Here is a 16,277-nt window from a genome sequence, read left to right as displayed (position 1 = left end):
GATCCCCCACTTCTCCAAGAAGTCGGGGATCTAGCTGGGAGGGAGTATTTCCTTTATTGTTGCTTCAGCACCAACAACGTAATATCATCAAACACTTTCTGCTGACCAATGTGTCGCCGTACATCATCAATCACCGCCTGCTTAATCTCCTCCGCCGACTTTTGCCAATTTTGATGCACCACCTGACAAAGCTTTTCTATCCCATACTGAATCCGGTTTATGTTTTCGGCTTCGGTAATCCCATCCGTATAAAGGACAATCCCATCACCCGGATTGAGTGGTACGAGAGTATGATGAATAAATTCGGAAATTTCATACTCCAAACCAATGGGAAACCCTAAATTGATGGTGTCAATTCGCTCTATTTTGCCACCCTCTCGCACTACAATAGTTTCTTCATGTTGACCACTTACGCTGACTTGACCTTGGGCATAATTAAGAATCGCTAATGTCAGATTTTTGTCCGAGTTCATCCGTTGAATATTTTTATAAATGGTACGGTTAAGCGTATCCAAAAATCTAACCGGATCAGTTTCGCGAATTTCTTTGAGCGTGCGGACACCCATTTGAGTCATCAGCATTAAAATACCACTTTCGAGTCCGTGTCCGGTAACATCACCGATACCAATAGTGACAACACCGTCGCTGTAGAGTACATCATAATAATCACCTCCTACTTCATCGGCGGGTTCCATAAATCCAGCAATATCGAGTCCTTCAATACAGTTTAGTTCCTCTGTTTTGGGTAGGATTAGATGTTGCATTTGACGGACAATATCCAGTTGAGCGCTCATGCGGAGATTTTCAGTTTTCAGCTTCTGATTGAGCGCCTGAATCTCTTGATTCGCTGTTGCGAGTTGGGCGGTGCGTTCGGTGACTTTATCTTCTAAGGTGACAAAGGCGTGCTGAAGTTGTCCTGACATACAGTTAAATGAGTCAGCCAGTTCCCCCACTTCATCGGTTGAATTAACCGCCGCTTTAACACTCAAATCCCCATCTTGGAGGCGACGGGTTACGACTGTCAGTCGTTTAATCGGTTCAGCAATTTGTCGGCGTAACCAAAATGCCATAGCTATGGCAAGGATTAAGGCGAAAATTCCCCAAATTAGCGTTTGCAATTGCGCTTGATTGAGACTGTGATTGGCTTTTTTTAATTCCTGAGCTAGCATTAACTGCTGCGCTGTAACAATTTGATCAAGCTGGTTCAACATGTCTTCAGCTAGCGGTTCGGCTTTGGTTTTCAGTAAGAATAATTCTTGGCGATAGCGGTCACTTTCAACAATTTCAAACATTCGTGGGGGTAAACGAAAGAATTCAGTACGTCTGTTGGCAATTTCATCAAAGCTGGTGCGCTGTTTAGCCGTCAAAAATTGTTGTTTTTTCACTAACTCTTGCCAAGCATTTTGGTTAGCTTGAGCCAGAGCATTGTACTCAAAGCGAAAGGAAGGAGAACGAGTGACTAAGTAGCTTTGTAAGGCAGAGATGAGGAGAGCAAAACTACTTTGAAACTCAGCCATATCTCTGAGGAGAGCCGTGTTAGTAGCGGAAGGCGATCGCGTCTGTTGATCATCGAGCATTTCTTCTATCTCTCGCTGAATAATAATAATCGGTTTTTTCCCTTGGCTATCCAAAAGTTTTAAGGCGGGTTGATTTTCCAGCAAGTCATCTCGCAAGGCGATTAACTGATCGGGGAGTTGCGACCAAACCTGATACGTTTGTTTTAGTTTACCGACGCGATCGCGAATATCAGAGGCGGAGTGGTTCGCCAGCACCTCCATTTGGGCTAAATCGGCTTCAAACTTCTGTCTCGATCCTTGGTAGCGGTAGCGGTACTCCGGATCTCCCGTGGCTACATACGCTCGCACTTGGGACAACATTTTCAGCAAATTTGCCTGGGCTTGGGCGGAAGCTAGGGCGGTAGGAACTCGTGTATTCTGGGTTCGATTGATATTGACTTGAGCCTCTCGCCCCCCCAAATAATTTCGCCCAATCACCAGAAACGTCATCACCATTAAAATACCAAAGGCAATATTTAATTTTTGTCCAATTTTCTGATTACGCAGCTGAGCGGCTAGTTTCCGACGGTTAGCTTGAACTCGATCATTCAAAAATTTAGCTTTAAAAGCGTTCAGCCTGGAATTCACGGTGTTAACCTCACCCCATGTAATCGGGTTGAACTGATACCGAGTTTAAAGTTTATAGTTTAGCACTTTTTACACGAATCAATCCCGACTGAATCATTGATTTTAGCTAAAATCTTTCAGAACAAACTGCTCCAAACTCAATTCATTGATTCGATTCCACTGATAAATCTTACTGCGAAACGCTTTCCATTTATCGTATACGTCTCTAAAAATTGCATCTTGACGAGCATTTTCTTCTAAAAGGTCAACACTCACTTGATACGCCGTTTGTAATATCTCTTGACTGTAGGATTTTAATTGGATTCCACCCTCAACTAAGCGTTTCAGTGCTTCCCCATTCGCTGCATCCAAGGCGGCTAACATGGTCAAACTCGTTTCCGTCGCCGCCGCTTGAAAAATTTGCTGATAAGCTTTCGGTAACGTTTGCCATTGCTGACGACTCACGAGAATATCTTCACTCGCTCCGGGTTCCCACCACCCTGGATAATAGTAATAGCGAGCAACACGGTGCAATCCTAGCTTCTCATCATCATGAGGATTTCGCCATTCGGCTGCCTCAATTCTACCGTCTTCCAGCGCCGTCAAAATTTCATCACCGCCTAACACAATCACCTGCGCCCCAAAACGGCTAAGAATTTGCGCTCCCCATCCAGGAATGCGAATTTTTAGTCCTTTAAAGTCAGCCGAACGATTTATTTCTTTGTTGAACCATCCGCCCATTTGGATACCCACAGCACCAGCAGGAAATGCGATAACGCCAAAGTCAGCATAGATCTGATGCATGATCTCTAAACCACCCCCATAATATAGCCAAGCATTCTGTTGATATGCCGTTAGTCCAAAGGGAACAGAAATGCTAAAGATTAAGGTGGAATTTTTTTCCAGATAGTAAAGAGCGGTTGTATGACCGCACTCAACCGTTCCCGCTTTAACCGCATCAAATACCTGTAATGGGGGAACAATTTCACCCGCCGGATAGGGAATAATCACAAACCGTCCATTCGTCGCCACCTTCACTCGTTGACAAAGTTCTTCAACCGCGCTAAAGGTAATATCACTTTTGAGCCAACTGGTTGCCATGCGCCATTGAATCGCGGGTTGAGTTGGTGTAGAAGCCTCAGGTTGAGGAGTACTTTGAGTTGAGGCTACTGTGGTGAATCCTGCTGTTCCTAGCACAGCATTTTTGCAGAAGTTTCGGCGCTTCATCGCTAGAATACCCAATGAGTTTAAATGGAATGGTACTGACTTAAGAAAAATAGCACGCCTCTAATCCATTCAATTGGTAAAATATCATAACATTTTCATTACAGCATCAACCAATAAATCAGCGCCAAACCGCACCACATCCGTACAAGGTAAAGCTGTCTCATCCTCAACCTGCGCGATCGCGTCTCGTGCTTCCCTTTCTGTCAAATGCCCGGTATTCAAAGCAATGGCTACGACTGGCACCGATGCAAACGCCCCTCCCGCCCTAGCCACAGTTTCATAAAGGTGAATCACCTCCGGTAACGGTGGAATTATTACATCCTGACAATGGCGAATATGAGTTTGTCCAGCGCGATGAACTACGATTAACCCTGTCGGTTGTGTGCCTCGAATTAAGGGTAAGGTGGCTGTAGAACCGGGATGAATTAGTGAACCCTGTCCTTCTATGATTAACAACTCATAATCCTTACCAAATTTCATCACCGTATGTTCAACCGCACCCGCCGCAAAATCAACCCGAATCGCATCTAAAGGAATACCATCTCCAGCAATCATTAACCCCGCTTGACCCGTTGCCAAAAACTTAGACTTGATTCCCTTTCGACAAGCGGCGCGATGGAACTCTATACTGGTAGACATTTTGCCCACACTCATATCCGTGCCAACGGTTAAAATACGTTGACAAGACAGCGATCGCGCTTTGGCTTTGCCTATCCCTAAATCCTGGGGTTCCTGACGAATATCCCAAATTTGTTGATGGGGTTGGAGTAATTTCTGTAACTCAGGATCAGATGCCATTGGCGTATGCAAGCCGTTATAAACCGAAAGTCCAGCCGCGATTCCCTGCTTAACTTCTTGCCACCAAACCTCTGGCAATCGTCCCCCCGATGGGGCAATTCCAATCGCTAAAACAGTCGGATTGTAGGCGATCGCGGAACTGACTGAATCCACAATCGGCGCATTACAGTTAATTCCAGTTAAGTCCGATAACGACTCTCCCGCACAGTCTTTGTCAATCACCGCCACCACCGTTGCTTCCCCATACCGTAGCAGCGTTAATCCGGTTTTGCCGTGATCGCCGCGAATCCCTTCATGTAATAAAATAGCGACGCGCTGATCACTTGTCAGATACATGGCGTTGCACTCCCAATCCTGATAAATTATTCGGTATCAATCGTCCATCTTGCAGCGTCGCCCCGGTGAAAGGATCGTCGGCTAAATTTAAATGGCTGTCTAAATCTAGATAATCGGCGAACGAGGATAAATGAGAGGCGGCGGTATTGGCGAGGGTACTATCGGAATAGCAGCCATACATCACCTGTAATCCACAGGCTTTGGCAGTATGTACCATCCGCAATGCTTCCGTTAATCCACCGGATTTCATTAGTTTGATATTAATCCCGTGAACACAATCCGCCAGGGGAGGAATATCTTGACTGGTAAAGCAGCTTTCATCCACGAAAATAGGTAGAGGCGATCGCGAATACAGGTGAGGCAAATCCGCCTCTTGTCCGGCGGGAAGGGGTTGTTCGACGTATTTGACGCCCTGTTGGGCTAACCAGTCACACATTTTTACGGCGTCGTCTACACGCCAACCGCCATTCGCATCAACGGTTAGTTGGGCTTGGGGGGCGACATCTCGGATAGCTAATAGCATTTCGCGATCGGCTTCAATTCCGTCAGGGGAACCGAGTTTAATTTTAATCACACTGCCCCCCGTAATCGGTATCCAATCTCGCACTCGTTGTTTTGCGGCTTCAGGTGTACCAATTCCTACCGTGGCGGAAATTGGCACAATCCGGTGACGATTACATCCCGACAATTTCCATAAGGGAACACCTAGGTGTTTTCCTAACCAATCCTGTAATGCGATATCAATCGCCGCCCTAGCCGCCGATGGTACATCCGCATCTGCCAAGACTCGTTCAATTTTCTGGCGTTCCCAGGGGGTATAGGTTTCTAATGTCGGTATGACTAACTCCAGTGCATCCAACAACATCTGAGTCGTTTGGGGAGTTTTAGTTAAGGGATGGGATGGAGTCGCGATCGCAAAGGGAGAGGCTTCGCCCCAACCCTCTATCCCCTGATGTTCTAGCCGCACCCAGATATTGGTGCTTTGGGAGGTTGTGCCGCGACTAATGGTTAAGGGGAATCGCTTGTGAACAGTAAAGGGTTCTAAGCTAAGACGCATAATCCAAGGGTGGTTTGGGGAAAAGGAAAGCCATACTAGGTTATGGTACTGGAATTTCCTGATCTCAACCGGAAGCCGATGGGGTAACTGGCTTAACTCTTAGCTTGACAGCGCTTCAGGTAAATCTGTAGGGTGAGGAGAGTGAAGCGTAACGCACCACTCACCGTTAAAGACTTTAGTGGAATAGATTTTACGGTTAAATCGGGCGCAAGCCTTGCGCCCCTACAGGTTCTGAATGGAAGCGTTATCCATCAAATTCGGTGTGCTACGCCATTACACAAAACCTATTACAACGGGTGCAAGATATCAGTTGGACTTGGTACAATTGACCAGGAGAGGGCGACCCGAGTCTATTTAGTGGATTGGAGTTGCTAATTAGTGCAGGCGGGTCGCCCCTACACAAAGACTAACGGTTTTTCTCCCTTGTCTTCTTGTCACCTTGTCCCCCTTGTCTTGTCCCCACCCTAAAATAAAAAACCCACACCTGTCAGACACTTAACCGGGGGGCCAGTCCATCTGGCGTCCGCCCAAAATATGTAAATGTAGATGATCCACGGTTTGACCGCCATCCGCCCCATTGTTGATCACCACCCGATACCCTTGATTCAAACCCACTTGTTCAGCCACTCGCTTGGCGGTTAACAGCAGATGCCCCATAAGGGCGTGATCGTGGGACTCCGCCGCCGCTAGCTGGGGAATCGGTTTTTTGGGAATGAGCAGAATATGAATGGGGGCTTTGGGTGCAACATCCTTGAACGCTAGGACTAGATCATCCTCATACACAATGTCCGCCGGGATTTCCCGACGGATAATCTTGCTAAAGATTGTCTCACTCATGGCTAATCGCGGTTTTAGTCTAAATGCTTCATTAGAAAGTAGCATACAGGAACCAAAACCACCTAAGATCGAGATAGAGTAAACAATTTGGGAGAAACCTCTCTAATTCAACCGCATCGGTTTTCTATAATTTGTTAGCCTTCAACGAGAGTGCATGGCATTCTCAATATTGGAACAAGACGTTAGTCAGCTATGTCTATCGAGAAACTTCAGCCCGCTGAAAAAGCCGCCGTCGGTGTCTACATGCCTTATTATCAAGGCGCTAAACGCAATGCTCTCCCTCTAGCGATTAGTCTGTATCAACAGGGATCGTTAGAAGGAAATCGCCGTATTGAAGGCGGTGAGAGCATTCCCTTTGTGGCAACCTGGTTCGTCTCCAAGCTACCTTCGGAACCAACCCGCTGCCGATTACAGTTTGACGGCAATGCGGAACTGAGTTATGAGGTAACCTTGGCGAATTCTGAATTTATTAATTACTTAATCGAAGTGATTTTGAATTTCAAGCGTACCCGCTTGACCGATTTTTCCCAGACATTTTATCGCAAACTACTACGTGACGAGTAAACTCAAGTGGCATTTTGAACGGAGGAGCGAAATTAGGGGTGACAAAATCCGTGAATTATTTACTAATCGGATCAACGGAAGCATATAGTGGCAAGTCCGCCATCATTCTGGGCATCGCCCATCAGCTTAAAAGTAAAGGACTGGATATTGGTTATGGTAAGCTCTTAGGCTGTACTGAGTATGCGAATAAAGTGGATCGGGAAGGCGATGATGTGCAGTTTATTCCGTCTATCCTAGATCTACCAGAAAAACGGGTGCGATCGCCTCTACTCTATCTGGATGATCAGACGATGCAGAAACGCTTGCGGGGTGAGGATTCGACCAATTATCGTGCATCGCTGAAGTCCTATCTCCAGCCGCCGATTGGTGATTTAATGATACTCGAAGGACCGAGTACCCTGTTTGAAGGGAATCTATTTGACCTCTCGTTGCTGGATATTGCTCAGGAAGTAGAGGCTTCTATTATATTAGTCAGCCGTTTTCATTCGGTGCTACTGGTGGAAACGCTACTCTCTGCTAAACACCAACTCGGCGATCGCTTACGGGGAGTTGTGATTAATGCGATTCCGGCAGATCAACTGGAAATCGTCCAATCCACTGTTCAACCTTTTCTAGAGGCGCAAGGTATTCCCGTATTGGGGATGTTACCTCAAAACGATTTACTCCGCAGCGTTACGGTTCGAGAATTGATTCATCAACTCGATGCCCAAGTGCTTTGTCGTCCGGATCGGGTGGATTTATTGGTTCAAAGTTTGACCATTGGCGCGATGAATGTCAACTCTGCCCTAAAATATTTCCGCAAAGGCAAGCACATGGCAGTCGTCACCGGAGGCGATCGCACGGATATCCAAATGGCAGCACTGGAAACATCAACCCACTGTCTGATTCTAACAGGACATATACCACCCCAACCGTTAATTGTCAACCGGGCTGAAGAACTGGAAATTCCTATCTTATCAGTGGATCTCGATACCCTGACAACGGTGGAAATTATCGATCGCGCATTTGGTCAAGTACGCCTGCGCGAATCCATTAAAGCCCAGTGCATCCAAGAGCTTATGGGAGAACATTTTGATAGTGAACGGTTGATGAATCTATTGGGTTTACAAGCGGCTGTTTCAACGCATTAAAACGTCATCATTTGTCATTTGTCCTTAGTTTTTAGTCATGAATCTGTCTACCTTGATACGGCAGATTTTTTGTTTGAATCTTGAATTTTAAATTGGCTGGATTAATGGTTACCCATCACTGAATAGAATCTCATGAGGTTAGATTTAGAACGATTTTTCGCGGCGTGTAATCCCAGCAAAACCCTAAACATGAAAAATGCTGAGGATCACAAGTATTATATCGAATTTGCTGGAGTGCGGGGTGGTAAGGCAATTGAAGCATTAAAGCGGACGATCGCACGGCTATCACCCAACGAACCCACCTGTCAATTATTCACCGGACATATTGGCTGTGGCAAGTCTACAGAGTTATTGCGGTTAAAGATGGAGTTGGAGGCGTTGGACTTTCATGTCGTCTATTTTCAAGCCACAGATGATTTAGATGTCGCGGATGTTGATATTACCGATATTCTACTCGCGATCGCCCGCCAAGTGAGTGCCAGTTTGGAATCGAGTCGGGTGACGCTACAGCCACGAGGGTTTAAGGCGTTTTTACAGAAAACCATTGATGTGCTACAGACACCGATAGAAGTAGGAGGGGAAGCCAAACTTCCAGGGATTGGTACAGTTAAAGCCAGTACTGAGGGCAAATTTGAAGTCTCCCTTCCCGATGAAATTGCCAAACTGACAATCAAAGCCAAAAATAGTCAGCAGATGCGTTCCAAACTCAGACAGCATTTGGAACCCCAAACCAGTCAAATTTTAGAGTATATTAATCAGGAAATCCTCGAAGTTGCTATTACACAACTCAAGCAACAGGGTCAAAAAGGATTAGTCGTCATTGTCGATAACTTAGATCGCATTCCCAACCAAGAAACGGCTGCATCCAGCAAACCACTTCCGGAATATATTTTTGTCGATCGCGGCGAACAATTAAGTCAACTCAATTGCCATTTGGTGTATACCCTTCCCCTATCGCTGATTTTCTCCAATTTACGAGAACCGTTAAAGAATCGTCTCGGAAATGGTCGTAGTCCGATTGTTTTATCCATGGTGCCAGTCTTCTCCCGCGATCGTCAAGATCATCCGGGAGGAATTGCGCTACTGCGACAGATGATTTTAGCCCGGGCGCTTCCAGAAGCGACAGCCGAGGAACGTTTAGCCAGTGTCACCAAAGTCTTTGATAGTCTTGACACATTAGACCGACTGTGCAAGATAAGTGGCGGTCATGTACGAAGTTTGTTGGGGATGCTTTATGCCTGTCTCCAGGAGCAAGATCCGCCGATTTCTCGCCCGATTTTAGAAATGGTAATTCGCCAGGAACGGGATAGTTTATTGTTGGCAATTGATAATCATGAATGGGAGTTATTGTTTCAAGTGGTGCGGGAACAAAAGGTTAAAGGCGATCATGAATATCAAACATTACTGCAAAGCTTATTTGTATTTGAGTATCAAGATGAACAAGGGAGTTGGTTTGGCTTGAATCCATTATTATTTGAGACACAAAAATATCAGGACTGGGTGCGGCAGAATGAGTAAATAGAAGATCAGGGTTGTAGGGGCAGGTTTTACCGATAAAATATAGGAGAAAACCCCTAAATTAACTAAACCAGCCCTGCTTGGGGTACAAAGGAGACAAAGAAAAACATTTCAACTTGACACATCACCGACTCCAACCCCCTCGGCGTCCCTCTGCGTAAACCTCTGCGTCCCTCTGCGTTAAAAAAATATAATTTCCACTCTAACAAACTTACTATAAATTGTGATCATGAACACCCCAGATCCCCTAGCCGAAATTGCCGCCTGTAACGATCAGGCATTAAACACCCTAACCCGATCGCTTACCCATTCCCAGGGACGATTTTCCTTAATTCTGGCGCGGTGTAACTATACCTGTTTGCGATCGCAGATTCTCCACCTGCTACACCAACGCTTTTCCCTCAACCTAATTGAGTTACCCCTAGACTCATCGGCGCAGACGATATATACCGCGATTCACAATCAATTAGGGAATCAAAAACCTGATGCTATATTAGTCACCGGGTTAGAATCAGTAACAAATCTCGATAACTTACTCATCGCCACAAATCGAGTACGGGACTTATTTCGTCAGTTTCCCTTTCCTGTCGTCTTTTGGGTAACCAATCAGGTATGCAAACGGCTGATCAAAGTCGCCATGGATCTCTACAATTGGTCGAGTCCCAAGCTAGAATTTGTCCTACCTGAACCTGCACTAATGGCATTAGTTGAAGAGACAGCGAAGCAAGCCTTGGCAGATGAGGAAAACTTAACGTTAGATGATACCGAATTACAAGCCATTCAGCAATCATACTCCGATCAAGGAAGGGAATTGCCCACTAAGTTTTATGCCATTTTATCCTTAAGTTTGGGAATCATTAAAACCCGAAACAATCACATCGATGAAGCGATTCCTCACTATCAGCAAAGTTTAACCCTTTGGCAACAGCATCAGTCCGCCGAACAGATAGGAATTACGTCACTGCATCTAGCTTGGGCGTATTCGCTGAAAGGGGAGCAATATCAAGCAAAAATTCGGGACTATGTGCAGCAAACTTGGCAGCATTTGCATCAGGAACACTGCACTGATTCCTTGATTCATCATAGTTGTAAACTAGGAGATTTACTGCGACAGGTTGGTGACTGGGAAAAATTACAACAATTAGCGGAAAAAGCATTAACTTGGCATCAGCAGCAGGGGGATGTCCAGAAAATTGCCCAAGATTATGGATTTTTAGCCGATGTTGCTTTAAATCAACGTCAATGGCGGGATGCTCAAAAGTTCGCGCAGCAAGGGATTAAGGCTTGGCAACAGGTATCAGAGTTTGAGATAAAACGGTTAGGATTGTGTTATTTTATTCTGGCACAATCGCAGCAGCAGTTGGGTCAAGAAAAGGACGCGATCGCGACATTGGCAACAGCAAGAGAGATTAGTTTAAATGCCACCATTCCCTTACATCAGTATGACCCGAAACTTTACGTTAACATCCTACAAAACTTACGTACCCTGAAATTTGAGCAAGGGGATTATTTAGACGCCTTTCATTTAAAGTTAGAACAACGGCAAATTGAGACCCAATATGGCTTACGGGCATTTATTGGGGCGGGACGACTGCACCCGCCGCGACAGGTTATTCCGCCCGGTATTCGGGGAAGACAGGGGTTATCCTTATCCCAAATCGTCGCTTCCTCCGGGCGTCAGAAGGATGTCGAGGAACTGTTAGAACGAATTCGACGACGCGATCGCAAATTGACGGTAATTTATGGGTCATCGGGGGTAGGAAAGAGTTCAATTTTGCAAGCGGGATTAGTTCCGATTCTGCAACAGACGTATTTTGAAGGACGGGATATTGTCCCTGTTTTGCTACAAGTTTATAAGGATTGGGTTGGGGGGTTAGATAAGGGTTTAGTAGAAGTCTTGAAGAAGGTTAATCGTTCTTCGATTTCTGCTAAGGATTCTCTGGATAGTCAATCTGATCCCCCCCCCGCCCCCCTTAAAAAGGGGGAAGCTAAGAGAAACTCGGATGTTAATTTAATTAGTGATAATAACGTTAACATTACGAATCATAAGAATAATTCAGACAATTCTGACTCCTCCCTTCTCCATCCCCCGTACAACAAAAGCGAAGCATCCTCTAGTCTCCCCCATGGAACAAAAAGCGAAGCATCCTCTAGTCTCCCCATGGAACAAAAAGCGAAGCATCCTCTGGTCTCCCCCTTTTTAAGGGGGACGGAAGGGGGATCGACAAGGGGGACGGAAGGGGGATCGACAAGGGGGACGGAAGGGGGATCTAAAAGGGGGGCTGGGGGGGTTAGGTCAACCCTATCAAAAATTCTCAAACAATTGCGTCAAAATGAACACAGCCAATTATTAACCGTACTAATTTTTGACCAATTTGAGGAATTTTTCTTTGATCACAAAGATCCAACCAGCCGACGAGAGTTTTATGAGTTTTTGCGCGAATGTGTAGAGATTCCCTATGTAAAAGTTATTTTATCCCTGCGGGAAGACTATATTTATTACCTATTAGAGTTAAACCGCACTACGCCGTTAATCAATATTGATAAAAATCATGAGCATATTCTCTATTACTTAGGGAATTTTTCAGCAGCAGACGCCAAATCTGTCATCCAGAGTTTAACCGCGCGATCGCATTTACCTTTTGAGCCAGATTTAGTTGACCAATTGGTGCAGGATTTAGCTCAGGATTTGGGAGAGGTGCGTCCGATTGAGTTGCAGATTGTTGGCTATCAACTGGAAACGGAGAAGATTACTACGCGGGAGGACTATCAAAAATATGAGTCTAAAGAGGAATTAGTTGAGGCGTTTTTAGCCGATGTTGTTCAATATTGTGGATCTGGAAATGAGCAGATTGCCAAACTTGTCTTGTACTTGCTAACTGATGAGAATAACACTCGCCCCCTAAAAACTCGTGCGGATTTGGAATTGGAGTTAGAGGTAAAGAGTGAAACGTTAGATTTAGTTTTAGAAGTGTTAGTCGAATCAGGGATAGTTTTGAGAGTTCCAGCTATTCCAGATGACCGCTATCAACTGGTTCACGATTATCTCGTATTATTTGTTCGTCATCAACAAGTAGGTGAAACAGTGCCCTTGCTGGATTAATCAACTGACTCAGACCATTCAAAACACCCAGCCAGTCTAGATGTGAATAATTATGTCGATTATGGAAGTTTTATTAAGAAAGTCGCATAACATACGCTGATAGGGCTAGTATACAGAGCAAGGTTCTGATAAAAACCTAATTTGGGAAATTATCAAGATTTGAATCTGTAAGGAAGATTATGTTATGAGCAACAGCTTAAAGTCTTTACTTTAAAGGAAATGGGGATCAAACTATCTTGATTGAAGGTAGCAATGCTAACATGATCCTCGGACAGAATGAGGAAGATGGAGATATCTTTGTTAGAGACGGAGATGGTAACACAACCATTCAGATAAGTGGATCGACTGGAGATATTTCAGCAAGTGATGTCAACCTTCGGGATGATGAATTTGCACGCATCAATATGAGAGCAACTTCTCCAGATAATGATGTGAGAATGTTTATTGATGCTCGGGGTGATGGCACAAATCGTGGTCAACTAGGTACCTTCTCAGATCATGAGCTTCACATAGTTACAAATAACGCTACAAGAATGGTAGTAAGTGAAAATGGCAATGTTGGAATTGGAGTAACCGATCCTCAAAGTCAGTTAGAAGTTAATGGTCAAGTTCAAGCGAATGGAATTCTATTTTCTGATGGAAGTGTGCAAACAACAGCGACATTGGTAGGTCCAAGGGGACCGCGAGGTGAAGATGGCGACATTCTTCTGTTTCCAAGCTCAGCCACTAACAATCATACGGTGGATCAAGCCACTATCCATCTAGATGCTAATGCTGGAGAAATTACGTTCAGTAATGCTGACTGTGCAGAGGAATTTACAATTGCCGAAGCCATTGATGCAATCCCTGGCAGTGTTATGGTACTCAACGACGACGGTTTACTACAACCCAGCAACAGAGCCTATGACAAGCGTGTGGTTGGGATTATTTCAGGTGCTGGAAAGTATAAACCTGGGTTGCTTTTAGACAAGCAAGATAGAGAAAGTAATCGTAGCCCCATTGCCATAATGGGCAAGGTCTATTGCATGGCTACCGCTGATGTCGCTCCAATAAATGTTGGAGACTTACTTACAACGTCTCACATCTCCGGACATGCGATGAAGGTCACAGATGAGCATAAAGCATTCGGTGCTGTTGTTGGTAAAGCCCTAGCTCCTTTCACAGACGGTACTGGTCTTATTCCTGTATTGCTTGCATTACAGTAGTAGCGTTGAGCTGCCTGATACTGCGTTGGTGCGGACGGGACGAAGGTTGTCGGTGAGTATCAAAAGCTACTGGTCGCCGCTCAACTGGGATGTTGAGCCGACAAATCCCACCTAGCAAATACGGCATAGATTTACAACCCTTAAAATCCACGAAAAACATAAAACCCAAGGGAGATGAACCTTGGGCTTATGAGTCATTTGGAGTAGGCGATCGCTTGAAATTGGGACATTTCTCTAGAGCAAATAACAGTTAGAAAAGAGATTTGTGAGTGATGGCGACTTGCATTTTTTCCAGTAACTCCGAAAGAGGAAGTGCCCTAAAATCCCCAGGCGCGATCGCACACTCAGGGTTTGCTGCTCAACTAACAGACTTCATTCAAGATTGGGCGATCGCTCCACCAATTCCTGCACAAAGGCTTGATGGATTGGGTCAGCAATCCCAGCTTGCAGCCCATTCAGCACCTCCATCATTCTGCCCTCTAATAAAGCTGGCACGTTCAGCCACAATCCGGGAAACACGCTACTGCGAATCATGCCATCGGCATCTGGTTCAATTAAGACAAATTCCTCTGCTTGCAACCGAAACCAACTGAGGCGGTTCTCAAAGGTTGACCACACCAAATATTCCTGTACCCCATTGCGTCGATAGGCATTGCGCTTGACTCCTAAATCAATTGCCGCACTGCTTGTGGCAATTTCCGCCACTAATTCTGGTGTCCCTTCGATATAGCCATCCTCGCTAATCGTTGAGTTACCGCCAACTTCAATTCGCAGCAGGGCATCCGGTTGCGGTTCATTGTCCATATCTAGCCGGGTTGTAGCGTTATCCGATCCGCTAACACCCGGAGTTGCTGTGCAATACACCCCCAGCCAGGTAATTAAATTAAAATGAGGATTACCGTGAAAAACTCTAACTGGGGATGCCACGTAAACCACTCCTTCAATCAGTTCCGCTTTAAATTTTTCTGGGGTCGCCTCATAGCGGCGCTCAAACTCAGCACGAGTCAATCGATCGCCACTTTCCAGGGGTGGAATTGGGATGGAACGAGCAGGCTGCTGCAACACCATAATCAAAAATCAAAGTTTAGAGGATGAAGGAGATGGTTGGTATCCATTTTACAGCACTTTTTAACACGGTGTGGTACAGTAACAGCCATGAGCGAACCAATTTATTTATGTATAGCGCTTCGCGCTGGTCTATTTACACGCCTGCGAGATGTATCCTTGATCAGGATTTTATAGAGCATTTGTACTACACCCCCAGGAGAGCAAACTGCTTTCTTGAGTAATTAAGAGGCAGTATGATAAAAAAATGTGACGAAACAAGCTTGTTTCACCCCTGTCTTGCCTCTTATAGGCAAGTTTTGGACAGTAGGTTCAGTTATGCGATCGCGTCAAATCGTTGTACCGCCAAGTCCAAATCACAGAGGCAGTTGGCAGTGGTTGCTCCAGTTGTGCGATCGCATTGTGCCAGCCTTAGCTAAACCCACGCTGGCGGGAAGTATTTCTAGGACAGTCGATCAAAAAGTTTTCGGTTGACATAGCCTGATAAATTTCAGCTTAAAGGCTTTGTCTGCCAAGCTTTTGAGTTGCTTTTCACCCCTTCCGTAAAACAATTTTTCCGATGAACTCTATCCTGGTTTTCGGTAGCATCAATATCGATTTAGTCACCAAAACGCCTCGTTTACCTGTCGCGGGTGAAACGGTGAACGGATCTGAGTTTTTTACCGCACCTGGGGGAAAAGGGGCAAATCAGGCTGTCGCCGCCGCACGACTGGGAATGATGACTCACTTGGTTGGGTGCTTGGGAGATGATACGTTTGCACCTCAATTGCTGGCAAGTTTACAAGCCGCAGGCGTGCAGACAGATCAAATTGTACGGGATACTTCAGCGAGTTCTGGTGTAGCCGTAATTTTGGTAGATGAAACAGGCGAAAATCAGATTGTGATTACCGCAGGTGCAAATGGACAACTCAATCAAACTGATGTGGAACGCCTCAAACCTCTCTTAAGAGAAGCCAACGCCTTACTGATGCAGTTAGAAATTCCCCTGATTACCGTGGTTGAAGCGGCTAGAACTGCCCAGGGCGCAGGGGTTCCAGTAATTCTTGATCCAGCACCTGCCCAGGATATTCCTCTGGAACTGTACAACTTGGTTGATATTATCACTCCCAATCAGATAGAAGCCAGTCAGTTGGTGGGTTTTGCTGTGGATAGTCTGGAAACAGCCCAGAAAGCCGCGCCTATCCTTCAGCAACGAGGTGTGAAGACTGTAATTCTGACATTGGGGAACCAAGGCGTTTACTGTAGCACTCCATCTGAACGCTTTTTTGTACCAGCCTTTCCGGTTCAGGTGGTTGATACCACGGCGGCGGGTGA

The 16,277-nt window shown here is 45.5% G+C and carries 13 protein-coding genes; 7 read left to right on the top strand and 6 right to left on the bottom strand.

Going from position 1 to position 16,277, the window contains the following annotated elements:
- Positions 1–53: 53 nt before the first annotated feature.
- From MC7420_RS14770 to MC7420_RS14750, 5 genes are all read right to left on the bottom strand, one after another.
- On the bottom strand, positions 54–2,108 hold the full coding sequence (locus tag MC7420_RS14770; RefSeq protein WP_198016466.1) for a SpoIIE family protein phosphatase: 2,055 nt from the start codon (positions 2,106–2,108) through the stop codon (positions 54–56).
- Between the two features lie 138 nt (positions 2,109–2,246).
- A complete protein-coding gene (locus MC7420_RS14765) occupies positions 2,247–3,350 on the bottom strand; it encodes a TRAP transporter substrate-binding protein (protein ID WP_044207404.1) in 1,104 nt (367 codons plus the stop codon).
- Between the two features lie 84 nt (positions 3,351–3,434).
- Positions 3,435–4,484 carry a DUF1611 domain-containing protein gene (locus tag MC7420_RS14760; protein WP_006101354.1) on the bottom strand — a complete coding sequence of 350 codons (1,050 nt, stop codon included), beginning with the start codon at positions 4,482–4,484 and terminating at the stop codon, positions 3,435–3,437.
- Positions 4,468–5,541 carry a dipeptide epimerase gene (locus tag MC7420_RS14755; RefSeq protein WP_006101344.1) on the bottom strand — a complete coding sequence of 358 codons (1,074 nt, stop codon included), beginning with the start codon at positions 5,539–5,541 and terminating at the stop codon, positions 4,468–4,470. The genes MC7420_RS14760 and MC7420_RS14755 overlap by 17 nt, the downstream gene beginning before the upstream one ends.
- A 495-nt stretch (positions 5,542–6,036) precedes the next feature.
- Positions 6,037–6,378, bottom strand: a complete 342-nt coding sequence (locus MC7420_RS14750) for a histidine triad nucleotide-binding protein (RefSeq protein ID WP_006101479.1) — start codon at positions 6,376–6,378, stop codon at positions 6,037–6,039.
- A 192-nt stretch (positions 6,379–6,570) separates the two neighbouring features.
- Between MC7420_RS14750 and ebsA the strand changes: the two genes are divergently transcribed.
- The 5 genes from ebsA (at position 6,571) to MC7420_RS35225 (ending at position 13,898) form a co-directional block, all read left to right on the top strand.
- The gene (gene ebsA / locus MC7420_RS14745; RefSeq protein WP_006101324.1) at positions 6,571–6,942 is read left to right on the top strand and encodes a type IV pilus biogenesis protein EbsA; all 372 of its coding nucleotides are present in this window, start codon (positions 6,571–6,573) and stop codon (positions 6,940–6,942) included.
- 38 nt (positions 6,943–6,980) lie between these two features.
- Complete coding sequence (locus tag MC7420_RS14740; protein WP_044207520.1) at positions 6,981–8,072, top strand: phosphotransacetylase family protein; 1,092 nt, start codon at positions 6,981–6,983, stop codon at positions 8,070–8,072.
- A 132-nt stretch (positions 8,073–8,204) separates the two neighbouring features.
- Positions 8,205–9,590: a P-loop NTPase fold protein gene (locus MC7420_RS14735; RefSeq protein ID WP_006101543.1), complete on the top strand. Its 1,386-nt coding sequence runs from the start codon at positions 8,205–8,207 to the stop codon at positions 9,588–9,590.
- Between the two features lie 229 nt (positions 9,591–9,819).
- Entirely contained in the window at positions 9,820–12,693 is a 2,874-nt protein-coding gene (locus tag MC7420_RS41500) for an nSTAND1 domain-containing NTPase (protein ID WP_006101576.1), read from the top strand.
- A 236-nt stretch (positions 12,694–12,929) separates the two neighbouring features.
- The gene (locus MC7420_RS35225; RefSeq protein WP_157453179.1) at positions 12,930–13,898 is read left to right on the top strand and encodes a hypothetical protein; all 969 of its coding nucleotides are present in this window, start codon (positions 12,930–12,932) and stop codon (positions 13,896–13,898) included.
- Between the two features lie 372 nt (positions 13,899–14,270).
- Here MC7420_RS35225 and MC7420_RS14720 read toward each other — a convergent pair whose 3' ends face one another.
- A complete protein-coding gene (locus MC7420_RS14720; protein WP_006101547.1) occupies positions 14,271–14,966 on the bottom strand; it encodes a Uma2 family endonuclease in 696 nt (231 codons plus the stop codon).
- A gap of 246 nt (positions 14,967–15,212) precedes the next feature.
- On the opposite strand from MC7420_RS14720, the gene MC7420_RS39765 reads away from it, so the two are divergent.
- Together MC7420_RS39765 and MC7420_RS14715 are read left to right on the top strand one after the other, a co-directional pair.
- Positions 15,213–15,437, top strand: coding sequence for a hypothetical protein (locus tag MC7420_RS39765; protein ID WP_006101339.1), 225 nt, complete (start codon positions 15,213–15,215; stop codon positions 15,435–15,437).
- Between the two features lie 85 nt (positions 15,438–15,522).
- On the top strand, positions 15,523–16,277 hold a 755-nt coding region (locus MC7420_RS14715; protein ID WP_044207396.1), incomplete at its 3' end, for a ribokinase.

The sequence above is a fragment of the Coleofasciculus chthonoplastes PCC 7420 genome, assembly GCF_000155555.1.
Taxonomy (GTDB): Bacteria; Cyanobacteriota; Cyanobacteriia; order Cyanobacteriales; family Coleofasciculaceae; genus Coleofasciculus; species Coleofasciculus chthonoplastes_A.
This window is presented reverse-complemented; position numbering and strand designations above follow the sequence as displayed.